This window comes from Nocardia sp. NPDC004860 (assembly GCF_040609015.1).
Lineage (GTDB): Bacteria > Actinomycetota > Actinomycetes > Mycobacteriales > Mycobacteriaceae > Nocardia.
Window position 1 is genome coordinate 36,031 of sequence record NZ_JBEXJI010000017.1, and the last position, 26,522, is coordinate 62,552.

At 63.7% G+C, this 26,522-nt stretch carries 21 protein-coding genes and 1 pseudogene; 7 read left to right on the forward strand and 15 right to left on the reverse strand.

The features are described from left to right. Window positions 1-583: 583 nt before the first annotated feature. The gene (pabB, locus tag ABZV44_RS27205; RefSeq protein WP_354841908.1) at window positions 584-1,816 is read right to left on the reverse strand and encodes an aminodeoxychorismate synthase component I; all 1,233 of its coding nucleotides are present in this window, start codon (window positions 1,814-1,816) and stop codon (window positions 584-586) included. Window positions 1,817-2,013: 197 nt separating this feature from the next. Here pabB and ABZV44_RS27210 point away from each other — a divergent pair. Next, window positions 2,014-3,149 (forward strand): IS3 family transposase gene (locus ABZV44_RS27210; protein ID WP_354841911.1). Its coding sequence is split into 2 segments (ribosomal slippage): window positions 2,014-2,278 and window positions 2,278-3,149, totalling 1,137 coding nucleotides; the frame shifts between segments, so codons are not numbered across the junction. 289 nt (window positions 3,150-3,438) lie between these two features. Here ABZV44_RS27210 and ABZV44_RS27215 read toward each other — a convergent pair. Beyond that, window positions 3,439-3,657, reverse strand: coding sequence for a hypothetical protein (locus ABZV44_RS27215; protein WP_354841913.1), 219 nt, complete (start codon window positions 3,655-3,657; stop codon window positions 3,439-3,441). Window positions 3,658-4,518: 861 nt separating this feature from the next. Between ABZV44_RS27215 and ABZV44_RS27220 the strand changes: the two are divergent. Continuing rightward, window positions 4,519-4,761 (forward strand): annotated as a pseudogene (locus tag ABZV44_RS27220) (IS1380 family transposase); the annotation flags it as partial. Window positions 4,762-4,841: 80 nt separating this feature from the next. Here the strand turns inward: ABZV44_RS27220 and ABZV44_RS27225 are convergent. From ABZV44_RS27225 to ABZV44_RS27260, 8 genes are all read right to left on the reverse strand, one after another. After that, window positions 4,842-5,576, reverse strand: a complete 735-nt coding sequence (locus tag ABZV44_RS27225; protein WP_354841916.1) for a TetR/AcrR family transcriptional regulator — start codon at window positions 5,574-5,576, stop codon at window positions 4,842-4,844. Further along, window positions 5,551-5,832, reverse strand: a complete 282-nt coding sequence (locus ABZV44_RS27230; RefSeq protein WP_354841919.1) for a hypothetical protein — start codon at window positions 5,830-5,832, stop codon at window positions 5,551-5,553. Before ABZV44_RS27230 ends, ABZV44_RS27225 begins: the two co-directional genes overlap by 26 nt. A 182-nt stretch (window positions 5,833-6,014) precedes the next feature. After that, window positions 6,015-7,997, reverse strand: a complete 1,983-nt coding sequence (locus tag ABZV44_RS27235; RefSeq protein WP_354841922.1) for a primary-amine oxidase — start codon at window positions 7,995-7,997, stop codon at window positions 6,015-6,017. Between the two features lie 79 nt (window positions 7,998-8,076). After that, on the reverse strand, window positions 8,077-9,198 hold the full coding sequence (locus ABZV44_RS27240; RefSeq protein WP_354841925.1) for a serine hydrolase: 1,122 nt from the start codon (window positions 9,196-9,198) through the stop codon (window positions 8,077-8,079). A gap of 367 nt (window positions 9,199-9,565) precedes the next feature. Beyond that, window positions 9,566-10,357: a gamma-glutamyl-gamma-aminobutyrate hydrolase family protein gene (locus ABZV44_RS27245; protein ID WP_354841927.1), complete on the reverse strand. Its 792-nt coding sequence runs from the start codon at window positions 10,355-10,357 to the stop codon at window positions 9,566-9,568. Then, window positions 10,312-11,013 (reverse strand): ABC transporter substrate-binding protein, encoded by a 702-nt coding sequence (locus ABZV44_RS27250; RefSeq protein ID WP_354841930.1) that lies wholly within the window; start codon window positions 11,011-11,013, stop codon window positions 10,312-10,314. The genes ABZV44_RS27245 and ABZV44_RS27250 overlap by 46 nt, the downstream gene beginning before the upstream one ends. After that, window positions 11,010-12,467, reverse strand: coding sequence for a glutamine synthetase (locus ABZV44_RS27255; protein WP_354841932.1), 1,458 nt, complete (start codon window positions 12,465-12,467; stop codon window positions 11,010-11,012). Before ABZV44_RS27255 ends, ABZV44_RS27250 begins: the two co-directional genes overlap by 4 nt. 10 nt (window positions 12,468-12,477) lie before the next feature. Continuing rightward, a complete protein-coding gene (locus ABZV44_RS27260; RefSeq protein WP_354841935.1) occupies window positions 12,478-13,689 on the reverse strand; it encodes a cytochrome P450 in 1,212 nt (403 codons plus the stop codon). A 279-nt stretch (window positions 13,690-13,968) separates the two neighbouring features. On the opposite strand from ABZV44_RS27260, the gene ABZV44_RS27265 reads away from it, so the two are divergent. From ABZV44_RS27265 to ABZV44_RS27280, 4 genes are all read left to right on the forward strand, one after another. Then, window positions 13,969-15,273 carry an FAD-dependent oxidoreductase gene (locus tag ABZV44_RS27265; RefSeq protein WP_354841938.1) on the forward strand — a complete coding sequence of 435 codons (1,305 nt, stop codon included), beginning with the start codon at window positions 13,969-13,971 and terminating at the stop codon, window positions 15,271-15,273. A 97-nt stretch (window positions 15,274-15,370) separates the two neighbouring features. Then, window positions 15,371-15,835 (forward strand): flavodoxin domain-containing protein, encoded by a 465-nt coding sequence (locus ABZV44_RS27270; protein ID WP_354841941.1) that lies wholly within the window; start codon window positions 15,371-15,373, stop codon window positions 15,833-15,835. Between the two features lie 102 nt (window positions 15,836-15,937). Further along, window positions 15,938-16,714 carry an FCD domain-containing protein gene (locus ABZV44_RS27275; RefSeq protein ID WP_354841944.1) on the forward strand — a complete coding sequence of 259 codons (777 nt, stop codon included), beginning with the start codon at window positions 15,938-15,940 and terminating at the stop codon, window positions 16,712-16,714. Beyond that, window positions 16,711-17,424, forward strand: coding sequence for a hypothetical protein (locus ABZV44_RS27280; RefSeq protein WP_354841946.1), 714 nt, complete (start codon window positions 16,711-16,713; stop codon window positions 17,422-17,424). The genes ABZV44_RS27275 and ABZV44_RS27280 overlap by 4 nt, the downstream gene beginning before the upstream one ends. 32 nt (window positions 17,425-17,456) lie before the next feature. On the opposite strand, the gene ABZV44_RS27285 is transcribed toward ABZV44_RS27280, so the two are convergent. Then, the gene (locus ABZV44_RS27285; RefSeq protein WP_354841948.1) at window positions 17,457-18,251 is read right to left on the reverse strand and encodes a gamma-glutamyl-gamma-aminobutyrate hydrolase family protein; all 795 of its coding nucleotides are present in this window, start codon (window positions 18,249-18,251) and stop codon (window positions 17,457-17,459) included. A 111-nt stretch (window positions 18,252-18,362) separates the two neighbouring features. Here ABZV44_RS27285 and ABZV44_RS27290 point away from each other — a divergent pair, with 111 nt between their 5' ends. Beyond that, window positions 18,363-19,736 (forward strand): NAD-dependent succinate-semialdehyde dehydrogenase, encoded by a 1,374-nt coding sequence (locus tag ABZV44_RS27290; RefSeq protein ID WP_354841951.1) that lies wholly within the window; start codon window positions 18,363-18,365, stop codon window positions 19,734-19,736. A gap of 503 nt (window positions 19,737-20,239) precedes the next feature. Here the strand turns inward: ABZV44_RS27290 and gabT are convergent. The 4 genes from gabT to ABZV44_RS27310 all read right to left on the reverse strand — a co-directional run bounded on the left by gabT (window position 20,240) and on the right by ABZV44_RS27310 (window position 26,383). Next, window positions 20,240-21,607: a 4-aminobutyrate--2-oxoglutarate transaminase gene (gene gabT, locus ABZV44_RS27295; protein ID WP_354841954.1), complete on the reverse strand. Its 1,368-nt coding sequence runs from the start codon at window positions 21,605-21,607 to the stop codon at window positions 20,240-20,242. Between the two features lie 566 nt (window positions 21,608-22,173). Further along, on the reverse strand, window positions 22,174-23,109 hold the full coding sequence (locus tag ABZV44_RS27300) for a hypothetical protein (protein ID WP_354841957.1): 936 nt from the start codon (window positions 23,107-23,109) through the stop codon (window positions 22,174-22,176). 10 nt (window positions 23,110-23,119) lie between these two features. Beyond that, complete coding sequence (locus tag ABZV44_RS27305) at window positions 23,120-24,565, reverse strand: aldehyde dehydrogenase (protein WP_354841960.1); 1,446 nt, start codon at window positions 24,563-24,565, stop codon at window positions 23,120-23,122. A gap of 105 nt (window positions 24,566-24,670) precedes the next feature. After that, window positions 24,671-26,383, reverse strand: a complete 1,713-nt coding sequence (locus tag ABZV44_RS27310) for a helix-turn-helix domain-containing protein (protein WP_354841963.1) — start codon at window positions 26,381-26,383, stop codon at window positions 24,671-24,673. Window positions 26,384-26,522 lie beyond the last annotated feature (139 nt).

The following is a 26,522-nucleotide window of genomic DNA, read 5'->3' on the forward strand; positions in this document are numbered from 1 at the left end:
GTCTCAGTAGCGGAAGCGGCTCTCATAGGTGGTCGCCGGACAATTCGTCGGCTGCGGGTCAGACGCGCACCCGTGGCACCGATAGCATTTCGTCGAAGATGTCCCGTTGTCACTGCGTCGAGCACAACGGGAGATAGGTCCGTGTCGATGGTGGCTATCCGCCGATACCTCGCTAAGAAGCTCAGGTTGTCCAGCAATACCGGGTCAGCACCGCTCCACACCTCATGGGCCAGCCCGATCCGATCACATACTCTCTGCGTCCATGCGAGTTGAGCGGCAACCTTCGGATCTTCAAGCAGCTCATGCGATTTCACATCAGCGAGCCTTAGACCAGCATCGACAGTTTCCAACAGAAGATCCGGTACATGACGGCGGATCCAACCAGAATCATCGACGCACTCCATCAGGAACGGTTGACCTGCAATGGGGCTGCTGCACGATCAGGTGACAGCTGTCACCTATCCGTGCAGCAGTCCCAACTCCATCCGCACACGCTCACCCGGCAAGCCCTCCGCGGCATGCGAATCCACGAGATCCACGGGCGGCTGGTCGGGACCCGGGTGTCGGCTGGTGACTTGATGACTCATTCAAAGTCCCGGCAAACAACAGAGATATCGACCGCCGTTGTGTGCGATGGACTGGAATGGTACGCGAGGCGTCGTGGAACATGGCGAGTTTCGACAGCGGTAAGCAAGGTAGCTTTCGCGCACAACTCCGCGTATTCGGCGCCAGCACTGGAATCCCAGGTGATCCCGCCGCCAGTGCCATACGTCGCACGACGGCGCAGGCGGTCGGCGACCAAGGTCCTGATCGCAACATTGAACCGAGCCCGCACCCGGGTCCCGACCGGGGCGACCATACCGATCGCCCCACAGTAGACCCCCCTAGGGGACGGCTCGAGGTCCCGGATGATCTCCATCGTGCGCGCCTTGGGTGCGCCCGTGACCGAGCCACATGGAAACAACGCGCCGAATATCTCGGGCAATCCAACGCCGGGGCGAAGGCGAGCAGTCACGTCGGAGGTCAGCTGATGAGTCGTCCGGTACTGCTCGGCGCGACACAGCGCGGTGACCGAAACACCACCGGTGACCGCCAGCCGCGAAACGTCGTTGCGCACCAGGTCGACGATCATAATGTTCTCAGCGCGCTCCTTCGGGTCGTTCAGCAGTCTCGACACGATGTCGTGGTCCTCCGCGAGGGACCCGCCTCTGCGAGCGGTGCCCTTCATCGGCCGCATCAGCAGCCGGTCGCCGTCAAACTCGAAGAACAGTTCCGGACTGGCACTTGCGATCGCGAAGCGGCCAGTGTCGAGGAAGGCGTTATACGAGCCACCTTGCCCGTGAACCAGATCGCCGTACATCTGCGAGACATCACCTTCGAAGTCCATATCTATCCGTGTGGTGAGGTTGCATTGGTAGGTATCGCCGTCGGCGATATGACCGTGTATCCGGTCGACTGCACGACGATGCTGCTCCGGCCCCCACTCGTACCGGCGTGGGCCAAGTCGGTACGCCCGCTCTTTCGTGCTGCCTACCAACGAGATTCGCTCCGGTGCCTTGGACAGCCCGAACCAGACAAGTGGCAGACCATCCGCCGGCGCATGCACTGCGAGCCCGGAATCGAACCCGGACGCCGCCTCATAGGCCACGAACCCGAAGGCCCACAAGCCTTCTCGACTCGCTTCATCAACTGCCGCAAGGGCACCCGGAACGTCTTCAGGTTCGGTAGCCACAACGGTGCCGAGAACCTCGGCGAAACGGTGTCCGACGCCGAGGCGTGCATCATCGAAGCGCGCCCACGGACTCACTTTCAACACAGCGACATCGCCTGTACCGCAGTGCAACACATCGGAAACTCCTGAAGCTAAATGATGTCACACAGGGTAAACTCCGCTGTGTGGAGCGACTTCCGTTGCTCAGATTTTGGACAGTGTGACTGGAGCCCGCTGAGCAGGTCCAGCGGTTGTGAGGGTTCTGATGCACCAGAATGGGTGCAGGAGGATGAGATCACGACATGGCGCGACGACGACACACCCCCGAACAGATCATCCGCAAGCTCCGCGAGGGCGAGAAGCTGCTCGGTGAGAAGTTCTCGATCGAGGAGGTGTGCAAACACCTCGAGATTTCCGAGGCCTCCTGGCATCGCTGGCAGTCCCAGTACGGCGGCATGAAATCCGACGACGCCAAACGGCTCAAAGAGCTCGAACGCGAGAACGCGCGATTGAAGAAGATGGTCGCCGAGCAGGCCCTCGACATCGACATGCTCAAGGAACTGAACCGGGGAAACTACTGAACCCGGACCGGCGCCGCAGAGCCGTCGTGGTTCTGCAGCAACGATTCCGGGTATCACAACGGCGTGCCTGCCGGGTGGCTGGGCAGTCACGGTCGGTGCAACGGCGACCGCCGGCGGTCACCGAGATCGAACAGGCGCTGCGGGCGCGATTGCGCGCGATCTCGCGCAAGCATCCGCGGTGGGGTTGGCGCAAGGCCCATGCGCTGTGCCGCGGTGAAGGACTGGTGACCAACCATAAACGGACGCAACGACTCTGGCGGGAGGAGGGATTGAAAAGACCCAGCCGGGCGCGTAAGAAACGCCGTATCGGGCCGGGCCGGAATCAACGCTTGAAGGCATCGTTCCCGGATCAGATGTGGGCGTTGGACTTCCAGGTCGATGTCACCGTCGACGGCCGCCAGGTCCGGTTTCTCAACATCATCGACGAGTTCACGCGAGAAGCCCTGGCCACCAGAGCATTCCGATCGTGCACCGCCGACCGGCTCGTCGCTGTCCTCGACGAGATCATCGCGGCCACCGGTCGAAGACCCAGGCATATCCGCATGGACAACGGCACCGAGATGACCGCGCACGCGATGACCGACTGGTGCCGATTCACCGGCGTCGATGCCTCGTTCATCGACCCGGGATCGCCCTGGCAGAACGGGATCTGCGAATCGTTCAACGGCCGTTTCCGCGACGAATCCCTGTCCTGCGAGGTGTTTCATTCGCTGACCGAGGTGCAGGTCCTTGCCGAGGACTGGCGCATCGAGTACAACAGTTACCGGCCACACGGATCGCTGGGTTTCCTCAGCCCCAACGCATTCCGTCAGCAATGGTCACCGACCGAGTTCGAGCAACGGCTACAACTCGCATAGCCGGTGGACCCGCCATCGGGGCCCAGTCAAGTGCCACCGGCCACATCGTGGCCATCCTATAGTTCACGAGTTCGACAGTGGGCCGCGTGTGTTCGGCCAGTTATTGCACGGAGTATGGAACTCGCTACTGTTGGGCGAAACGTGGCAACCGTCTCGCATTGATCGACCGTGTCACCGGAGTACGGTGAAGCTGTCGAATCGAGTGGAATGCGTCGAAGCAGCGCCTGTCTCATCGATCAATCGATTCCGTGGTTGAGGTGTCGATGGCTTCGTTCCGAGGGGGCGTTCGTCACGGTTCCAGATGCAAGCGTTCGCAGGGCAGTCGAGACAGGCCTGCCGTGTCGCCGTGAGAGACCGAGATACCTTCGGCTCCACGGGTTTCCGCCCACTCCTGCACAAATATGAGAGCGGCGGTGATGCACGCCCGATAGTCATATCGGAATCCCAGCAATGACACCGACACACGCACGTCCTCTTCATCGGGGCGCGGTGACGTGTTCTCCTCCATGGTGATCATACCTCGGTGCGACGAACCATATCGTCGTCGAGAATGATCCGATCGGACAGCTCCCGATGTACCCGACACCGGGCTTGCCCACACTGTGACATGGCCTCCGCGCCTCCACTCCCTGCACGCGAGAATCGATCCGACCGCCATCCCCAAGGGCCGGAACCCGTCGCGTGGAAGTTCGACCCAACGCCGAAACTGGCCGCGCAGATCGTTTGGCAATGGCGGTGCAATCTGACTGCCCGTCCGCACTCGGGACTGCAACAGTGGATCACGGTGTCGTCCAGCCGATGACCCAGCAACGCGTCGAGGTCCGGCCGCCCGCGTTCCTCGCGGGGAAAGCGGCTGACTCCATCACCGTAGTGGCTCAGCTCGGCGGTGAACGCTATGGTCGCGGTAGGACAGCCACAGTTGCGGATCGACCTGTCGCTCACCTCAATTGCTCCTGTGGTCTTCAATCCGACTCGGTCGGCCACTGATCGGTTGTGATATTCGACGCTATTGATGCCGATCGGCGTATATAAGCGCCCAGAGGCCCGATCCGCCTGGAGTTTGCGACCAACTCCGCATAGGACATTTGTCGCGTTCCCTCGGTGCGTCATCGACGGCATTCGCCGCGACCCGGCCCGACGCACACCATCGCCTGGTCCAGATCGAAAACCGTCCGGGTTTCTCGACCGCGCCGGACGCCGGGGAGGCGGCTCGCCAATTCTTCGAGCAGGCATTCCGGTGCGGCTGTCGACCGTGTGTACTCCTGACATCTCCCCTGCTCATAGATGCGATCACGCCCGCGCGGCTTTCGAGGGTATCGGTGAAGGTGAACCTGAGCGACTACTGCAGTCGACGACTGTGGCAATACCCGGCGCCTGGGTCGCCGAACTGACATGTCTGCCCGACCTGTCGAGCTGGCCGGCCGGCATGCGGCTGATCGTGTGCAAAGAGCGCCCGCATCCGGGCACGCAGCTGCGGTACACCATCGTCGACGGGCTGCGGTGGACCGCGTTCGTCACTAACACCCGTCGCGCCTGACTCCCGGACCTGGAAATAGGGAACCGCCGCCGCGCCCGCTGCGAGGACCTCATCCGCACCGCCGAGGACACCGGCCGTGCGATATCAACGAAGCGTTGACGGAGCTGCGGACGTTTGGTCCATCAATGCAGAGAGACCGCCCCGCCCTGACAACCTCAGTTCGGGCCGCGGCACACGATCCGCTCGATGAAGCAGTTCATGGCCCGATCCGCGCGTTCGCGATCACCCGATAGCAGTACGTCGAGTATGAGTCCGCGGATCTGAGCAACGAGCAGGGTCGCCACGTCCTCAGCCTCCTCGTGCTTCATCGCGAACTTGCGTCCCAGCTCCTCGCGAAACGGCTCGATCAGCTTGTCGGTCAGGGACTTTCCGATGTCGAGATGACTGTCCTGCGTAGCGCGTCCGTGGCGTGCTGTCAGCTCGAACAGCAGCAGGAACTGCCCGGCCTCATCGGGTGCGCTCAGCTGACGCCACTGTCGCTCGATGAAACTGGCCAGGTCTGCTGTCGGATCGTTGCGCAGATCCTCCTCCACTCGCGTGACCAGGTCGGCCCTGATCTTCGCGACGACTTCGACGATCAAGTCCTCCCTCGTCGCGAAGTGCCTCAACAAGGTGACATGGGAGACCCCTATGGCGGTTGCGGCAGAGCGCAGCGACAGATCGGTGACGCCGGTGGCGAGCAGATACTCGGCCAGTGCCGCGACGATCTCAGGACGTCGGTGCTGGTGTCGCAGCGTACGTCCGTCGATTCGTCTGGGTTCGGGCGAGGAAGGGGTGGCAGTCATCGACGACAGCCTAATGGGCATTTCGGTCGACTTCCTTCCGCTTTGTAGCCCCTTACGGGCAGTCACCATCTCGATCTGGTCAGAGCCGCTGTGCAACCCGAGCATCGCGCTGCCCCTGTAGGGAAGCCGCCACAGCCAGGAGCGCGATCGCGATTTCGAGAAATGCCACAGCAACGGACAGATCCATCGTGGCTCGATCCATGTGGGAGAGGCCGACGGAATTCGCCATGTCGGGCATCGGGGCACTGCTGCCGTGGTGGCTCGCTCCCGCGACGTCGGGAGTCCCAACGGAGTGGCGATCTCCTTGAATGCCGCCCATCAGGATGTGCCCACCGACAATCGCGAGATTGAGTAGAGCCATCACCGACCATCCCTGGACCGTGGACTGCCTAGTCAGGGTGAAGGAGCATCCCAAGCAGAGAAGACTCACTACCAACAGAGTCACCGACAGCACACCTGGCGCCGTCACGAACATCGCTAAGTGCGCCACGAGGCAGAGGCCCGCCAAGGCTGTCGATGCAGTAGGCAGGACGCGGTGGATCGTCACGGGTTCTGTTCACTGGGATGGCACGAGTGCTCAACCGGAGTCGCGCAGTGGCCGCTGTCTGCCTTGGGTGCATCGAGTGCGGGGTTGCGACCGAAGAATCCGACCGGCTTCAAGGTGAATCCGGCATAGTCGACAGGCATCACCGGCCAGTCCTCGGGGCGGGGGAAATGCGTGAGGCCGAAGGTGTGCCACACGACAATGTCCTGTCCGTCGACAGGTCGGTCGGCCGCTGTCCAGGCCGCCAGTCCATCATCGCCTGGTGCTTGGTTGATGATCTCGCCGGCAGGCCACCGCTGCCCGGCATCGTGCGGGGTGACCCACAAGTGGTTTCGGGCGAAGGCGCCCCGTCGGTACACGGCGCTGGACGGGTCGGCGAGCAGTTCAGGCTGCCCCTGGGGGTAGAGGGCATACCCGACGTTCTGTCCCAGCCGATTGCGCTTTTCCGGGTTGGTGATCAACCAATGGCGCGACTTGCGGTTGTCGGCGTGGCGCTGGGCATGCAATTCGCTGGTGAGTCGTGTCTTCTGCTGGCGGAATGCGTTTCCGTGAGGATTGATGTCGCTCACAGGGACTCGCACTGCGTCGACCTCATCGACGCTGTTGAGGTGACCGTCTATCGCGACGTCCAGCCGCGCGCAGAACAGGTGCTGGTGGAAAGGCGCGCCCAGGCCCGGCGCCATTTCCGTCGCGAATCCGTCGGGTCCGGTGTAAGCGGAGGGGAATACGACGCCGGTGGCCTTGGCCTCCAGTTCGATCGTTCCGTCGAGGTAGAGGTACCAGTAGAAGCCGTAGTCGTAGTTGCCGATGGTGAGGAAGAACGAGATCACCAGTCGCCGTTGCCGACGTGTCTCGGCCATGCCGTTGAACATGTCGGTGTGCTTCCACAGCACACCGTAGTCCTCTTCGTGCAGGCAGATGGCATTTTTGATGGTCCGGGGCCGTCCCTTCTCATCGGAGATCACCGCATCGAAGTAGGTGATCTCTCCCAGGCAGTCGCACCCGAGTTCGAGGGAGTTGGTGTAGCGGCCGAAGATGTACTCGCCTTGATCGAAATAGTTGATCCAATAGCGTGCAGGCTGCGGATCGCCGTAGGGCACAACCATTTCCGGAATAGACGCGCGGTAGAGGATCGGCCGCACGGTATCGCCGTCGCGGAATCCGAGCTGGTGCAGGATCAAACCCTCGCGGGCGTCGAAAGTGAAACGGAATTCCCAGTCGGCCCAGCTGATCTTGTTCCCTTCGAGCACGAAGCTGGGCCCCTCGGGCTGGACGATCTCGATCGGTTTGAGGTCGGTGCGAGGCACTCCGTCGCCGTGTGGCGTCGCGTTCCATTCACCTCGCTCGGTCGGCACCGGATATTCCGAATGGTCGAGAACCTCGAAAACCTCCCCCTTGATGAGGTCGACATGGGCGACCAGTCCATCGATCGGGTGGGCCCAGGGTAGATCGGCCGCGTCGTACTGGACGAAGGCGATCACCCGAGCCATACGACGGGTCGATTCGACCTCGTTGCCGAAATTTCCGGCCGACAACGGGACCGCGCGAACCAGCCCGGGATCGATGCCTCGCCGATGCAAGGCCTCGCAGAATGCCGGATCGGCGATCAGCCAGCCCTCGATATCGTCGAATTCCTCGTCCAGGATTGCTGTCTGGCCGTCGACCGCCGCGTCGATGTGCCGCCGAGCCTCCACGAGCCCCGCGGTCACATCGATGGTGGCGACCGTGCCCTCCCCGCTCGCACGGTCGAGCAGCATGACATCGACGCGTCGGCGAATGGGCAGGCCAGGCTGGAAGGCGAGGACCTCGGGCTTGGCCGCCTCGGTCAACCCCATGTAGACGAAGCGGGTCGTTTCTGTCAGTAACCCCGATGCGTCCGCGATCGCCCGGGTGGCATCGATCTCCTCGGCGGTCAATAAGGCGAGTGGATGGTCGACCAGCGTGGCGGCCGGGATGCCGACACTGTCGGGGAATGTGGGCATAGGTACTCCTCAGGGCGAACGCGAGCGATGCGGGATGGATGAAACGAATACCGGTGGCGTGGGACGCCACCGGCCACTATCAGTGGGCGGCTTGCGCGATCGCCCTGAGGAATTCCACATTTTCGGAATCCCGGTTGGTGCTCTCCAGGTTGGCGACGCCGTATTTGCGATTCGCTGAGAGCTTCACGATGACCGTGTTCGTGGCCGGATCGATGTAGACGAGCTGGTTGAGCACTCCGATGGCGCTATAGTCACCGCGGTCACCCGCGGGAATCCACCACTGATAGCCGTAGCCCAGGTCGAATTCGTGATCGCCGACCAGTGGTCTACCGGGCTGACGGATCGGCGAATCGATCGTCGTGGAATCTTTGACCCACTGAGCTGAAACGATCTGGGTCCCCTGCCACACGCCGTTATTGCGGTAGAGCTCACCCAGTTTGGCAAAGTCCCGGGCCGTGAGGTTGAGCCCTGCGTAGGTCATCTCGGTTCCCAGAGCATCGGTAATCCAGTACCCCGCCGACTCGAAGCCCAGCGGATCGACCAGCTTGTTCTTCATGTACTCGGTGACCGATTTGCCCGTGGCATGTGCGATCAGCGCGCCGAGAATCTGCGTCTCGCCGGAATTGTAGCGACACACCGTATCTGGCTCTGCCTCCCGAACCATTCCAGCGACGAATCTGTCCAGCCCCTGATCGTCCATGAGGGCCATGCTGACGCGGAAGATATCGGATTCCGGGTCGCTGTAATCCTCGTTCCAGCGCGCACCGGACGACATATGCAGCACCTGCCGGATCGTGACTCCGTCGTAGGCCGAGCCCGGTTCGACCGGCACGTAGTTGCTGATCGGCTCATCGATGCTTTCGATATATCCCTCGTCCTCCGCGATGCCGACAAGCGCCGATACGAAGCTCTTCGCCACCGACATCGACAGCCACTGCACGTCGGGCCCACCGGTGAGCATGTAACGCTCGTAGCGCACAACCCCATCGATCAGCACGAGAAGTGCCGCCGTATCGGTGTCGACCAAAAAATCCTCGGTCGTTTTCGTCTCCCCGTCGAACACATAGGTCTCGGGCAGAGTGATCGCCGACCCGACCGGCCAGATGTACGGCTCTGGGGACGGCTCCATCGTGGTGGTCGGCACGATCTCGGTGATCCGGCACATGTTCTCGTGCTGAGGAGCGCCGGTGAACAGGCCCATCTCGAGCATATTGCGAGGCGGTGTGTACGACATGTCTGTCCTTGGAGTTGATTTAACGAAGCGGCCGAGTTATCGGGCGGCTGGCGCAGGCTGGAGTCTCAACCCGGCGGCTTCCCAAGATAGCAGTTCCAACTGGTATGCGTACCAATTGGTACTAATATTATTTAACCGTTACGTCCGTGTCACAACGTCGAAATATGCGATCGGCGAATCGGCACGCGAGGTGCGATGTGCACCGCCCGCTCCCCGGCTGCGCCACCCGCACGATCAGTCGTGCGGGTGGCGACCGCATACGGTGATGCGTCGGGGCAGGGTCTGTCTCGCGGGCGTCGCGAAGACAGACCCTGCTGCGCAGGGAGCGGGCCCCTCACCGAGAATTAACGGCCACCGGCGCCCCCGTACGGGTTCGCCGACGTTCGCGCGCACGCCCGACGAGCCAATCGAACAGTGCCTGCTGATGTGGCTCCTGCGCCGCGGTGTCCTCGGGATGCCATTGCACCGCGACAACCTCTCCGGTCGGGTGCTCGAGCCCTTCCACAACACCATCGGAGGCTCGTGCGGAGACGATCAGATCGTCCGCCACCTGATCGACAGCCTGATGGTGATAGGAGGAGACATCGATCCTGTCGACACCCAGAACACGGTGCAGCACCGTCCCAGCGATGAGCTCGACCCCGTGGACGCTGTTGCGGTGCGGATTGTCGTCGTCGCCAAGATGCTGATTCAGGGTGCCACCACTGATCACATTGAACAGCTGGAATCCGCGACAGATCGCAAGAACCGGGACCCCCTCCTCTATCGCCACGCGCAGAATCTCAGCTTCGAAGGCGTCCTGCCCTTCGTAATCGGCCGGAACGGTCTCCGGATGCGCTGTCGCCCCATAGGTTTGCGGTCTCAGATCAGCACCACCCGGAATCAGGATGCCGTCGAGCATCCGCACCCGGTCCGGAGCAAGCAGCGCACTTTCGGCAAACAGAATGAGCGGTTCCCCACCGGCAGAAACCACAGATTTCAAGACTTGGACCGCGACCGCATTGCCGTCGAATCTCAAACCGTGGACCCGGTTCGACCACATGCCGGTGACACCGATCAGCGGTGTTCTCGGCGTGGCCATCATGCCGGAAGCGGGAAGTCGAGTAGCGGCATCCAACGCTTCCACACAGATTCGAGGCTGCCATCGGCGATCACCGCGGCCAATGCTCCGTTGATCTGCATGCGCAACTCGTCGTTGCCCGGTGCGACACCGATGGCCCACCGATTGCGTGTCTCGACGATGAACGCCGTCGCGAAGGCGGAATCCTGTTCGACGAGAGGGATATTCACGACATCGTCATCGACGAAGCCATCGATGCTGCCGTTGCGAGTCGCCTCGATCATGTCCCTGAACACATCGTCGCTGCTGCCGAATCCCACCAGTTCGATCCCGGGGAAGGTCGCCGCGAGCTTCTCGTTGGTCGAGTTCTCGATCGCGCCGATGCGGTAGCCGGCCAGGTCCTGCGGTGACCGCGCGCGGTCACCGGCACGGACGACGACGGTCTCGTTGAAGACCGCGTACGGGGCGGTGAAGTCCACCAGTTCGGCGCGTTCGGCCGTGATGCCTTGCCCGCACCACACGGCGTCGACGTCGCCTTCACGCACTGCGGGGATCATGTCCTCCCAGGCAAAGAAGACCCATTCGACGCGCCGGCCGAGGCGGCCGAAAACGAGCTGGGCGGCCTCGGGCTCGTATCCCTCGCGCAACACCCCGTCCAGGCTCTTGTGGAACAGCGGCGGCGCCTCGGAATCGATGCAGGCGATACGGACGATCTCCGTCACGGGATCGCCTCCCAGTACTGATCGAACTCCCATTTGGTCACAACGCTGCAGAAGCGTGCCCACTCGTCTTGCTTGAGCTCGAGATATACCGAGGTCAACGCCTCGGGCATCAGCTCGAAGAGGTACTCGTCGGCCCGGAAGGCCGCAATTGCTTCGCCGAGCGTCAACGGCAGCACGGCCCCGGTCACGTCACCACCACCGACCTCGGGTTCACCCGGATCCAGATTGCGCCGGAGCCCGTCCTCGATGGAGGCGAGCAGATACAGGTGCGACAGATAGGGGTTCACCGCGGCATCGGGGATGCGGTACTCCATCCGGCCGTTGGCCGAGATACGCACGGCCGCACTGCGAGTGTCCAATCCCCAGGTGGGTTCGGCTGGCGCGAACTGGCCTGCATCCCAATAGCGCTTGTAGGAATTCACGGTGGAACCCATGACGAGCGCCGACCCCGGTGAGTGCAGAAGAATGCCCGCGATCGAGTTCTTTGCGAGATCGGTGACGTGCAGTTCGACCCGTCCGTCCTCGATGACGTTCTCGTCACCGCGCCACAGGCTGAGATTGTGGTGGCAGCCGTTGCCCATCTTGCCGGTTGTGGGCTTGGGCATGAAGCTCGCCTCGATGCCGAGTTCGCGGGCCACCTGCTTGCAGATCTGACGGTAGGTAACGAGCCGGTCCGCAGTGCGGTCGCTGCGATCGTAGTTCCAGTTCAGCTCGAGCTGGCCGTCGTCCTCGTAGTCGCCCTGGATCATGTCGAAGCCCAGCGCCTGCGCGTATCGGATGACGCGCTGGTACACGGGTCGCATCCGCTCCAGGTTCTCGACCTGGTACGCGGGGCTCTGACCGTCCTTTGCGCGCACCTCCATACCCGGGCCGGCCCAGGACATCTCGGGTTCGAGGCCGGAACGCAATTCCAGTCCGGTGCGCGTGATGAACCCTTCGTTGGCGATCTGGAACAAGGCGCGAGTGTCGTAGGGATTCACCTGACCGCCGACAGTCGGCAGGTGTGGGGGGTCGTAAGCGCGACAGAAGACACGCGCGACGGTGTTGTCCCAGGGCAGCACCTGGAAGGTCTCCGGCTGTGGCAGACCCCAGAACTCACGAGCCCCGACGCCACCGCCGATGAGTCCGCCGAATCGGTCGGACTGCAGGTCGGTGAGCGCGGTGCGATGGAATGCGATTCCCTTGGCCAACATGCGGCCCACATGCGCCGCAGGCGCCACCTTCGCGATCGTGCGACCGCCGATGGTGGGAACCATGTAGTAGATGAATTCGACTCCGCTGCGGGCGATCTGCTCCTCGAGACCTTCGACGACACCGGGAGCGAGATTCGCCTCCCGATGGCGATCGAACGCACCGCGGTCCGACAGTGCCGAACGCAGATGCTCGCCGAATCCGGCTGTGGCGGAGACGTTTTCGTGCGGTGGTGAGCCCAATTCATCGTGGGTGAGTGTCATCGTGTGTTCCTCAAACGCGCTTATCGAAGGTGATTGGATAGCGGATCGGGCCCGTATTGCCCGAATCAGGCAGCCATTCGTCACCGCCAGGGCACCGGATGTCGGTGAGTTCGCGGGCCAGGATGGGCAGTGCGACGCTGATGTCGGCGCGGGCGATGTAATGACCCAGGCAGTGATGCATACCGCCACCGAAGGTGTGGTGCGGTGGGCGGTTCCGGGCGTCGATGGCGACGTCATCGCCATCGGGGTAGGCCAGGGGGTCCGTCCCGGATGTGTAGGTGAGCAGGTGCACCGTCGTACCGGCCTGGATCTCGAGGCCCTGGAATTCGAAGGTCTCGATGGCTTCGCGGGTTACCCATGTGGTGGTCGGATTGACCCGCAGCGCCTCCTCCGTCGCCGAACGGGCCAGCTCGGGCCGCGCCGCGAGCAGCTCCCACTGGTCGGGATTGCGAATGTAGGTCTGCAGTGCCAGTCCGAGCTGGTTGCGCGTGGTGTCCATACCACCGAAAAGCATGAGCACCAGGGCATTGCGTAGCTCGGCAGGCGTGAGCTTGTCCCCCGAATCGGTGAACTGCACCAGTCGCGAGATGATGTCGTCGCTGGGCGCCGCCGTACGTTCGGCGATGAGCTTCTCGACGTAGTCATACAGCTCCTGCACGGCCTGGTCGATCTTGTCGATGTCCTCCTTGATCGAGACACTCAGCGCGAGCCCGATCGTATTGGCACGGTCGGCGATGAATGGCCACGCGTCCTGAGGCAGACCGAGCATCACACACAGCGCTCTTGTGGCGTAGGGCTCGGCGAACTCGTGGACGAACTCGGCTTCGCCACGATCCGCGAAAGCGGCGACCAACTCCTGTGCGATCGCCTCGAACTGAGGCTCGAGGCGTCGGGCGGCCGTCGGAGAGAAGGCGGGGTTGAGCAGACGCCGGATGCGGTGGTGTTCGTCGCCTTCGAGCACGAGCAGATTCTTCGACCACCACTCGTAGAAGATTCCGCTATGCACGCCATGATGGTCAGGCCAGCGGGCACTACCCTGCGCCAATGACGGGCTCTTGAGGAGTTGAGTCACCTCCGAATAGCGCAAGATCGCGAGTCCGTAGTTAGTCCGGGCGTAGAAGGAGGCGGCGCGGGCGTTGCGTACCGATTCGGAGTGCATGGAGAAGTCGTGTGCGGAGATGTCCAGATACGGCGCATCCCCGACGTCGGCTGTGGTACTCATCCTGTCCCCTTCGAGGGAATGACTGGGGGCTGAGGCGGGATCACCCGCCGGTTAATAATCTATATGTAGATGAATAGACAGGATGTTACAGGGCGATTAACTCCCGTCACAAGACCTAGTTCTGCACATCTTTCGAACAAATGCCCAGGTAGATGCCGCTTTAGCGATCCCGCACCCCCGCGTTGCCTAAACTTCACAATGTGAATGTTTTAGTATACACTTCGACGTCACGTCCTCCCTGCCGATCCGCATCGGGTCAACTTCGATGAAGGAGCTCCCGTGTCCACCTCGTCTCCTCTGCCGATCGCTATCGTCGGCAGCGGTCCCAGCGGATGTTTCATCGCCCAAGCGCTCCGGAGGGCATGGCCGAAGGCTCCGATCACGGTGTTCGATCGCCTGACGACGCCGTTCGGCCTGGTCCGATACGGGGTTTCGCCCGACCATCAGCACACCAAGACCATCTCTCGGCAGTTCGACCGCATCTTCACCCGCGACGGAGTCAAATTCGCGGGCAACATCGAGATCGGCACCGACCTCACCCTCGACCAGCTCCGCGCTGCGTTCCCCGTCGTCGTCCTCGCCACCGGATTGAGCTGCGACCGTCCCCTCGACATCCCCGGCGCGGATCTGCCCGGAATCCACGGGGCGGGAAGACTCACCCGGGTTCTCAACGGCCATCCGGACGAGGCCGACCTGCTCCCTGCCTTCGGCGAGAACATCGTGACGATCGGCAGCGGCAACGTCGCCGTGGACATCGTCCGATTCCTGGTAAAGACCAAAGAACACTTCAATGGCAGCGATATCGATGACGAACTGCTCGACGCCTACGCCGAAGCCCCGGCCCACCGCATCGACATCGTGAGCAGATCACCGCTGCCGAGCGTGAAAGCCGACGCAGTGATGCTGCGCGAGCTCGGCCGCATCACCGGTGTGCAGTTCCGGGCAGTAGGCGATACGTCTTTGCCCACAGACGCCGACCAAGCAACGACGCGACGGGTGGAGGCCGTACGAGAACTGGTAGCCGGGTCACCAGCCGCCGCGACCGCGCGCGTCGAGGTCACCTTCCACTTCGGCCGGACACCGGTGGCCGTGCACGGCACCGACCGCGTCCATGAGGTAGTGCTCGCCGACCGGGATGGACAGACCTACACACTTCCGGCCGACAGTGTCATTACCGCAATCGGATTCACCCGCCCTCCCGACGGACTATCGACGGAGCCGTCGCTGGATGAACCTGACCCCAAATCGGGCCGGATCCGTCCTGGTCTGTACCGCACCGGATGGCTGCGCCGCGGTCCGCGAGGCACCATCCCCGAGAATCGCGGCGATGCACTTGTGGTCGCGGCGGAGATCGTTGCCGACGTGGAGGTCGGCGCTGTCACCGCCGGCAGCGGATCGGCCGGGTTCGAAGTACTCCCGGACGCCGTCCGCAAGAAAGCGGTCAGCTACGCAGACTGGTGCCGCGTCGAAGCCGCCGAACGCGAGGACGCCCCCGAGAACCGTGTGCGCCGAAAGATCAGGAACCGGGAGCACATGATCGCTCTCGCCTCTGGCGGCAAACACATTCCGGCACGCCAACGCTGACCCGTCCTCGCCTAGTCACGTGCACCAGGCCGTCTGTCATCCAACCTGATCCGACCACCGGCACCTGACCCGAACACCAGAAAACCTGAGGAATTCGATGAAAATTACAGTCTTGTACGGGACCGAATCCGGCAACTCCGAGCTCGTTGCCGAAGACCTCGGGGCGGCACTGCAAGCCGACCATGACGTGACCGTATCCGACCTCCGCGACTTCGACCCCGCGCTGATCAAGCCCGATACGCACTACATTGTGGTGTGCTCAACCCACGGTGAAGGGGAGCTTCCCGAGTCGGCGCTCCCGTTCGGCACGCGACTCGAAGAGACTGCCCCCGATCTGACGGGCGTGCGATATGCGATGTTCGGGCTCGGCGACACCTTCTACGAGAGCACCTACAGTCAGGGTAGCGAGATCATCGACCGGAAATTCACCGAACTGGGCGGCGTCCGAGTCGGCGAATACGGCCGGCACGACGCATCGTCGTGGGACCTCGCCAGTGATCTAGCGTTGGCCTGGCTCCCGGGCATTGTCCAGGCGCTCGCCGGCGACCGCGTCGGGCGATGACTACATCCCCGCCCGCGACCTCGGCGCGCGCATGGCGGCCTTTCTCTGTCCGGCACAATGAACGGGCCTTCCACCGTGTCGACAGCGATCCCGAGGAGTCGAATGCAGGACCGAACTTCTCTCATATCCGGTCTCGGCGACCCCACCACGACTGACAATGGCGTCGCCATCGCCGACCGGATCGCCTCGTCCATCTCGATCGGACTGCTCTCGGTCGGTGAGCGACTCCCCACCGAGATCGAACTTGCACACCAGTTCGGCGTGGCGGTCGCGACACTACGGAAGGCACTCGCGGTGCTGCGCGAACGCGAACTGGTCGTGACACGCCGCGGCCGCGGCGGCGGCACCTTCGTCGTGCGGACGCCCTTCCCCTCGCCGGACGAAATGCGCACGGTTTTGGCTCACACCAGCATCGTCGAGCTACGCGACCTCCGCGACGAGCAGGTAGCCGTCGCAACTGCGGTCGCTCGGCTGGCGGCGACACGTTCCTGGGGCGAGTCCATCGAGAGGCTCACGGGAATCGCCGAGAACCTGCTCGCAGCCAACACCCCCGGAGCCCGCGCCAGTGCCGACAGTCGCTTCCACATCGAACTGGCAGTGCTCGCACAATCACCTCGTTTAATGCGCGCGGAACTGCGACTACAGAGCGAAGTTACCCCTCTTCTGTGGTCCGGTGTCGTGCCGGGGATGAGCAGTACAGCCGCACACGTCGACCACCTCGCGGTGATCGATGCGATACGGGCGAACGATCCCGACCGTGCGGCCGGCGCAATCAGCGAACACATCGACCGCGGCGCGTTCCAGCTCATAGATGCAAAGATTTCGATGGAGGCCACGGCTGGACAAACTCTGGGCAGCGACGAAAGGCGTAGGGCATGACCGAGTCGGGAGATCTCGCGATCGGCCTCGATGCACTCGCCGACTGGTTCAGTCGCCTGTTCACTGAGCTCGACGCGATGAACAGCGACTTCGTGGATCTGCTCGAGCAGGGGACGAACCCGGCTGACGACGTAACCGATCTCGCCCGCATTGGCCGGGCCGGCATCGAGCGCCGCGTGCAGCGATTTCTACTCGACCATCCCAGCGCTGACGGGGCGGGAGTGATCTTCACGCGCTCGCGGACCGCGACCCACGAAGGCGTCCTCGAATGGTGGAAGCGCGACGACGCGAATGGTGTTGCGCGCCAGAGTTTCGGCGTCAATCCAACCCACGACCGCTTCTACGACTACGAGCAGCTCGAGTGGTTTGTGACGCCGTTCCGATCGGGACGGCACTGGATCACCGGACCCTACATCGACTATCTCGGGATCGACGAGTACGTGGTGACCTTGACCACCCGCACGGTGGTACACGGCCGACCGATCGGCGTGACCGGTATCGACATGAGGATGGCGGATTTCGAGAGGGCTCTCACCCCGCTCATACACCGCGTTCCCGCCCCGGCAGCCCTGCTGAGCTCTCACTACAGTGTCCTGGTGGGCAATTCGAGTCGGTTCATCACTGGTGACCGGATCGAGCGTGTGCCCTCAGGCTTCCACACCACACGTCTCGATGCCGCCGGAGCAACGCTGTACGTCGTGCATCGCTGACATCGTCACAACGGCGATGTCAGCGATCCACGTCAGCGTGATGCAGCCACACGGGCCGTCTCATCAACGAATGCCCCGAAGATCCTGGAGCGGTCGTCGGCGTCGCCGTCGATCTCCTCTGGATGCCATTGCAGGCCGAGCACCCAACGTTTACCGATGTGCTCAGTAGCCTCAACAACGCCATCGGCAGCGACTGCTGCGGCCATCAGGCCCTCACCGAGGCGGTCCACTGCCTGGTGATGCGCCGAGCGGACCGTCACCAGGTCACGTTTGAGAATGTCTCGGATACGGCTGCCCTCGACAAGTTCGATCGTCTCATCCACGAACAGGGACGCGCCGGGCCTGCCGCGGTGCGGTGCGAAGTCCTCGATGTCGGGAATCAGGGAACCACCGCAGACGACGTTGAGCAGTTGCGAGCCCCGGCAGATCGCCAGCACCGGTTGATCCGCCGCGAGTGCGCACCCCAGCAGATCGAGACAATAGTCGTCAGCGGCGCGATCGACCCCGTAGGAGTTCGGAACCGGCCCCTCGACACCGTACAGCCGCGCGTCGACATCACCGCCGCCCAGGAAGAGCATTCCGTCGGCTGCGCCGACGACGGTGTCGGCCTCAGCCCGAGGTGCGCTGCTGTCGACCAGCGTCGGCCATCCTCCCGCATCGCGCACTGCTTGGAAGGCGGTGGCGGTCAACTGCGTCATCAATTCTCGGGTCTGTCCCGACATGCCCGGAAACCACAATGAGGCAACGACCGCGATGCGCGGCACTCCCCAGGGCTCCGGCTGGTCGAAGACGAACCCCGTCGGATCGACTGCTAGGCGCTCTTCCATGATCGATACCTTTCTCGAACTTCAAGACTATATAATCTACTTCTAGCTTTTAAGCTGTCGTTCGACGGCCCATCGAGGTTCGCCGTCCCTTCCACAACAATCGAGGTAGTCATGGCCCTTGCATACGAGACCGTCAATCCGGCCACCGGGGAACCGGTCCGGCGATTCGAGCACGCCACCGACGAACAGGTGAGCGCCGCGATCAACCACGCTGCTGAGCGCTACCGCCTATGGCGACACGCCCCCCTAGCCGAGCGCACCACCGTCCTGACGCGGGCCGCACACCTCTACCGCGAGCGCGCGGAGGAACTCGCGGGCCTGGTCAGCCTCGAGATGGGTAAGCCGATCTCTCAGGCGCGCGGCGAGATGGCGGTATCCGCCGACATTTTCGACTACTACGCCACCAACGCCGCAGAATTCACCGCGGAGCAACAGTTGTCGGTGCGCAGCGGAGGCACCGCGGTCGTCCGTACCGAACCGATCGGCGTGCTCTTGGGCATCATGCCCTGGAATTACCCGCACTACCAGGTGGCCCGATTCGCAGCTCCGAATCTCGCACTGGGCAATACGATTCTGATCAAGCACGCCGCGAACTGCCCCCAATCCGCGATCGCGATCGAGGAATTGCTCCGAGATGCGGGTTTGCCCGAGGGCGCCTACATCAACCTGTTCGCGACCCACGACCAGGTGTCGCGAATCATCGCCGATCCGCGTGTCGCGGGCATCTCACTGACGGGCAGTGAGCGCGCCGGGGCGATCGTCGCCGAGCAGGCCGGCCGACACCTCAAGAAGGTCGTTCTGGAACTCGGCGGGAACGATCCGTTCATCGTGCTCGACGACCACGACCTGCGCGAAACCGCTCGTGCCGCAGTGACTGGCCGAATGTCCAACGCGGGGCAGGCTTGCACATCGCCGAAGCGATTCATCGTTCTGGACGCTGTCTACGAGCAGTTCGTAGCTGCTGTCGAGGAGGAGATCCGTGCAATCGAGCCAGGTGATCCGCTCGACCCCACCACCCGGTTCGGCCCTGTATCGACCTTCAGCGCCCGCGCCGAACTGCTCGAACAGATCGAGGACGCCGTCGCGGGCGGGGCGACACTGCGCAGCGGCGGACACGCGGTCGACGGACCGGGCAGCTACCTCGCACCCACGCTGCTGACAGACCTCACGCCCGGTATGCGCGCGTGGTCGGAAGAACTCTTCGGGCCGGTCGCCTCGATCTTCCGGGTGGCCGATATCGATGCGGCCATCGAACTCGCCAACGACTCCCCGTACGGACTGGGCGCCGCGGTGTTCGGACGCGACACCGAGCAGACGCGGTATGTCGCTGAGCGGCTCGAAGCCGGCATGGTCTACGTCGGCGGAAACTCCGATTCGGAGGCCGATCTGCCGTTCGGCGGAGTGAAGCGCTCCGGATTCGGGCGCGAGCTCGGCCCACGCGGCATGGACGAGTTCGCCAACAAAAAGTTGATCCGGACTTTCTGACGGTACCGCCTCGGGCCCGGGCACCATCGGTGTCCGGGCCCGAGGCCTTTCCAGCAGGCGCTCGGCCTGGCTCAATGCCGTCATGGACGTACAAGGTGGGTCGGGAGAAAGGCGGCCCCGATATATATCGCCTGTATCGCCTCTGTGGGACGACCGAACGGTGCCGCAACATCGACGATTTGCCGCGGTTTACACCGACCACCCGAAGATTCCGCTGTCTTGGTTGTCGCTGGTCGACGGCCCCAACCTGGACGGCTCAGCCGCACTGCCCGGGCCGAGCCGCAGCTGCAGCGCACGAGCAGTCATCTCGGCGGTGAGCCCCCATGCTCCTGGTACGCAACTTGCAGTTCGACACTTGCGCGATCGATTCCACCCGACCGGAATAGAGTCGGCGGAGGTAAGTCTGCGCGGTTATGGATCCGCGAAGGCGGTCCGCCAGGTAGACCAGGCGGCACGGGAGATGAGCAGCTTCCGATAAGCGCCGACCACCAGGTGTTTTCCTGTCAGGATTCAAACGCAAGGACTCGGGCCGCGCTGCGGGCCCGGAGTGCCGCCTCCAGTACATCAAGCGCGTCGGCGAGCAGCTCATCGCTGATGACCAGCGGCGGCAGCAGGCGAATGATGTTGCCGTAGGTGCCACAGGTGAGAGCAATCACCCCGTGTGACAGCGCTTCGCTCACCACGGCTTTCGCCAGTTCGGCATCGGGTTCGTTGGAGCCTGGGCGGACGAGCTCGATCGCGAGCATCGCACCGCGACCTCGCACCTCGCCGATGGTCTCGATCTCCCTGGCCAGCTCACGCAGACGCGGGACAACCCGCTCCTCGATCTCGCGAGCACGTGCGGGCAGGTCGGATTCCCGCATGAACTCCAGCGTGGCCAGCGCGGCAGCGCAAGCCACAGGGTTACCACCGTAGGTCCCGCCCAGGCCTCCGGGGTGGACAGCGTCGAGTAGGTCGGCCCGTCCGGTAACCGCCGCCAACGGCATTCCTCCGGCGATTCCCTTTCCGGTCGTGATCAGGTCCGGGACGACACCTTCGTGATCACAGGCGAACCAGTCCCCTGTCCGTGCGAATCCGGTCTGGACCTCGTCGGCAATGAATACCACTCCGTTTGCCCGCGCCCACACGCTCAACGCAGGCAGGAAACCCTCTGCGGGAACAATGAAGCCCCCCTCACCCTGGATGGGCTCATATACCAACGCCGCGACGGAGTCCGCGCCGATCTGCTTCTCGATACGCGCGATCGCGCGCCGAGCCGCCTCGGCCCCCGACAATCCCGGCTCGTCACGAAAGGGATAGGAACCGGGCATACGGTAGATCTCAGGCGCGAACGGACCAAACTGCGACTTGTACGGCATCGCCTTTGCGGTCAAGGCCATCGTCAGATTGGTGCGACCGTGGTAGGCGTGGTCGAAGGCCACCACTGCGCTGCGCCCGGTCGCCAGACGTGCGATCTTCACTGCGTTCTCGACGGCCTCGGCGCCGGAGTTGAACAACACCGAGCGTTTCTCGTGCTCGCCAGGGGTGAGATTCGCCAGTTCCTCCGCCACTCGCACGTAGCCGTCGTACGGGGTGACCATGAAACAGGTGTGGGTGAATCGCGCAGCTTGATCGGCGACGGCCGCCGCGACCAGTGTGTGCGAGGCGCCCACGGTCGTGACGGCGATACCTGAACCGAGGTCGATCAGCGAATTGCCGTCGACGTCGACGATCACGCCGCCGTCGGCGTCGACCGCAAACACCGGAACCGAGGAGGCGAGTCCGGCTGCCACCGCCGCACGCCGCCGAATTTCCCACTCAGTCGACCGCGGCCCCGGAATGTCGGTGGCAATCCGGCGCTTCTGCGGCAACCGGTAGGTGAATTCGGTCATCTATACTCCTCGACTCCCCTGGGACCTGCAATCGCCCTGCGCGATGGCTCCGTAACCAGTGTGGGCTCACAGACCCCTCCCCACAGTGGCCGTGATGGACAATTACGCGACCACGATGCGCCGCGACGGCGCCTCTGCTCGGCGCCCGGAACCGCCCACCGGATCCAGTCGTCGAGGCAGTGGTGCTGGTCGATCGGCACATCGGGACACCGCGGCCCGAACCGGATCTAAGCCTCGACCCACCAACAGGGCTGTCGGTTGTCTGCCTGCCTTTGTGGCACATAGACAACCGATCTTCAAGCATCGAGGTAGCCGCTGGTCTGCCCAGCTTTCCCACCATTGTTGCAGGGGTAGGTAGGGATGTTTGAGGTGATCGAGATCGTGGTGGCCTGCCAGAATCGTGGCCCAGTCGGCGGGTAGGTACAGCACGGGCTTGCGCTGTTGGGTGGGCGAAACGGGCGGAACAGCGATGATCTTGCAGCGCAGGGTGGCGCCACGGGCCTGCCCGGGCGGGGCAGCTCCCACCAAGCCGACTCCGCACCGGGGTTCTCCTCACGTCGAACGATCTACAGGGAGCGTGATCTCTCCGCTGGGTCAGGCTGCTGCGACTTGTCCGCCTTGCCCTTCCTGGCCGCTGCGGTTCTGGCCGCTGCGGTCTTGCGATGCCGTTCCGGGGTACTGATCCTCGGGTCGGGAAGGATTTGTTCCTGGCTGTAGACGACGGCCGCGAAAGCGAATTCCACTATCTTGCGGATCAGCACGTTCGGGTAGGGCAGTCGGTGCACGCGGTGCGGGGACTCGTCGAGCAGCGACAGGATCATCTGCCGACCTAGGAATCGGGTGCCTTTCGGGAACCACCGGTTGGCGAACTGGGCGAGGAGTGCCTCACACGTTTTCGCGCCTTCCTCGGTGTACGGCCAGTCTCGTCCCTCGAATTCGGCCATGTACTCGAGCATCCCGTCGAAGCTGGTCGGGAAGTCGGAGATCAGCGCATCCTCCTCGGCTCGGAACAGCTTGGCCATCTCCTGCCAGTACAGGTGCGCCGCGATCTTCTGCTTCTCGGTGTACCCGGAAAGCCCCAGGCGCAGCCGCAGCCGGTGTGCGTCGGCACCGATCCAGCACATCGTGTACGTGAAGTCCTCGATATAGGCGTACCGGCCCGGGTATTTTTTGGCGATTCCCGCATGAATAGCGTTGACCTGCTTGACCGACTTCTGGGTGATCATGTCGGATGGCCCGTATTCGAACCACCGCCAGAAGTGCTTGGCGGTATCGGATTCGCGCTTGTCCGGCTGATTGATCGCCTTCCCGGTGTTGGCCCGGTACATGGCCTCAGCGCCGTGCGGGGGGAGGATGAAGTGCGGCAAGCCGGTGGCGTAAAGAACGTTCATCATGAAGTCGTTGATGTAGTAGCACGTCGACAACTTCCAGATCTTCTCGTAGTCCACGTAGGGATCGAGGCCTTCACGCTCGTCAGCGATCCACTTGTAGCCCTTGCTCATCGCCCGCCTCCTACGCGTAGATCGACTTGGTGTTCTGGAAGTTGGCGATCGCATCGGGGCCGAGTTCGCGACCGATGCCGCTGTTCTTGATCCCGCCGAACGGCGAACCGGGGTCGGGAAGGTAGGTGTTGACTCCGATCGTGCCGGTCCGCACTCTGCGGGCGACATCCATGCCGCGGTCGGTGTCGCAGGTCCACACGGTGCCGCCGAGCCCATAATCGGAGGCGTTGGCGATGGCGATCGCGTCGTCGACGTCGGTGTAGGGGATCACCGACAGCACAGGCCCGAAGATCTCCTCCTGCGCGATGGCACGTTGGTTGTCGACGTCGGCGAAAACTGTGGGTTCGACAAACCAGCCACGGTCCAGTGCGGCAGGCCGGCGCCCACCGGTTACCAGCCGGGCACCGTCGCCGATCCCCTTGGCGATGTACCCTTCGACGCGCTCGCGCTGGCGTTCACTGGCCAAGGGCCCGATCTGGGTGGCCGGGTCCAGAGCGTCACCGACCTTGAGCGAGGAGGCGAGGGCCTCGAACACCCCGACCACCTCGTGGTAGCGGCTACGCGGCGCCAGAATGCGGGTGCCGAGGAAGCACGTCTGCCCATTGTTGAGCAGGGTGGCTCCGAACAACTTCTCACCGATGGTGGCCAAATCAAGGTCGGCGTCGTCGAGGACGATGGCGGCGGATTTGCCGCCGAGCTCGAGGGTCACCGGGCGCAGCAGCCGCCCGCAGATTTCGGCGATCTGCCGACCGACGACGGTCGAACCGGTGAACGCAACCTTGTCGATCCCCGGGTGTTCGATGAGGTAGGCGCCGGTGTCGCGGCCGCCGGGGACGATGTTGATCACCCCGGCGGGCAACTGCGACGCGGCGACGGCCTCGGCGAATAGCACGGCGTCGAGGACCGTTTCGGGGGACGGTTTGAGCACCAAGGTACAGCCGGCCGCCAGGGCGGGCGCATACTTGAACGAGGCGAGAGCCTGCGGGAAGTTCCACGGTGCGATGGCACCGATAACCCCGAGTGGTTCGCGGCGGACGGTGGTGGTGCCGCCGAGCAGGTGCGGGTGCGACTGCTCGAACGTGGCCTCGCGGACGAAACCGGCGTAGTAGCGGATGATCGCCACCGGGAATGCCGTCTCAAGCTGGCGGGCGATGGAGATCGGCATGCCGTTCTGAGCGGAGACTCGCCGCGCGATCTCCTCGGCACGGGATTCGAGTTCCGCGGCGAGGCTGTCGAGAGCATCGGCGCGTCGGTCCGGGGACCACCGCGACCAGCCGGAGGGGTCGTCGAAGGCAGCGCGGGCGGCCGCGACCGCAGCGTCGACGTCACCGTCGCGGGCCTCGGGAACCGACCCGATCTCGTCCTCGGTGCTCGCCGAGATCACGGTGATGCGGTGCGAGGTGGTCGGGGGGATCCACTCGCCGCCAATGAACAGCGAGTCGATGTGCAGCGTCATTGCCAGGCTCCTTTGAAACCAAGAGGTGGTGCGATGCGGCCATCGTGACCCGAATCATGTTCGTGGAGTGTTCGCGGACTGGACATTCTTTTGTCTCAGCATGGGTTAGCTGATGATGCCGAGTTGTCCCATGCGCTTGTAGAGGGTGGTGCGGCTGATGCCAAGCTTTTTCGCCGCCGCCAGCTTGTTGCCGCCGCACCGGTCGAGTTCCCGTTCGATCACGTCCCGTTCGGCGGCCTGTAGCGGGCTGAGCAACCGCCGCGGCTGCTTCCGGCGGGTAAATGCCGGGAGTTGCTCGGCGGTGATGTCGCCGGACGAGCGGTGCGCTACGGCGGCCTTGAGCACCATTTTCAGTTCGCTGAGGTTGCCCGGCCATCGATGTCGGGTGAGCGCCTCGATCGCGCCGGCCGTCAGCCGGACGCTGCTGTCGCCGCCGAGGTCGGCGAGGATCTCCCGGACCAGTTGGGGTAGCTCGTCGGTTCGCGCCCGCAGCGGTGCCAGCGTGATCTGCATCCGGGCGTGCGGCACAATGCGCTGGTGCTCGGCCGCGTCGGGCGCGAGGGGGGCGCTCGAGATCGCCCACCACGCCGGGCTGTCGATCAGCAGATCACTGACCCGACGTGCCATCGGCGGTGGAAGCAGGTGGAAGTCCTCGACCACGACCAGGCCGGTGTGGGCGCGCAGCGACCGGCGCAGGGCGTCGAGCCAGGCTGCGGCCGGTTTCTCGGTCAGTACGGCGGCCCGATGGCTGGCGATCTGGGCGCCAGCGGCCAACAGCATCAGAGTGTGGCTCTTACCCGTTCCCGGTTCGCCCTCGACCAGGGTGGACAGCATGCCCGCTCGGGCGGTCGCCATTTTCATTTCGAGGGTACGCCCGACCTCGGCCTGGATCGGGGGGCGGTGGATGGCAGCACCCGTGGTGGCCGATGCGCCGGAGCCGGTGGGGTCGAACTCAAGCACCACCCCACCGCGGGCACCGCTCCGACTCCAGTTCACCCGAACCATCAGCCCGGAATTCAAGGTGACGATCTTGCTGAGCTGCCGGCCGCTGGGGGTGGACTCGGTCAGCGCCCGCAGCACGGTGTGATCGACCGCATCGAGGATCTGCCGGGCGGCGGTGTTGGTGAACAACACATCGTCGCCGATTGCGGCGACCGGGGCGCCCCGGCGGCGGGCGACCGTGTCCTGGAAAATGGCCAGCAGGGCAATCTCGGCGGAGCGGGCGCCCTCGAGCAGTCGGTGTTGGAGATCCTCGACGGCACGGGCCAGCATGGGTTTGAGCAGTGGACTGTCGTCCTCGCTGAGGAAGGTGACGTCGAGGACGCCCTGGAGTCGCCGGGTCGTGGGATGGACGATCGGATACCCGTAACAGCTGTACTTCTTCATCACCTCGACAAAGTGCTCGTCGCCGTGGACGGCCAGCGGTTGCCGGGTCTCGTAGACGGTGGCGATGGAGTTGGTACCGGTGTATTCCTCGGTGAACAGCCTGCCCTGGACCGCCCCGTCCTCCTCGATTCGGTCCCGGATGCGGCGCTGGCCGACGCGCATATCAATAAGGCGGGCGTCCCGGTCGGCCAGCATTACGCAGTACCGTGTCTCCGCAAAGTCGGACTGCATGCGGTCCAGGATCGGCGTAGCCGCCTCGAAGAGGTGGCTACGCCGATCGGCTTCGGCGATCGAGTCCTCGTCGAACGGGTCGTCCGGGCGCAGACCAGCGAGTATCGACCGCCGCCACGACAGCGCGATCTCGTCGCGCAGCAGCCCCTGCTGCTGCGCGACGAGATCGTCATCGGTACCCGGAGGCGGATCGGTAGTCATCGTGGACCTCGCATTACGGTACGACAAACCCTGGTCCTCGATAAGGTTCTGATCGAGCCAGGGGCCGACTTGTGCCGCGAGGTCATCGCAGAGCTGGACGACATCAGACGAGCAGGCCAAGGGAACGGCGCATGACAGC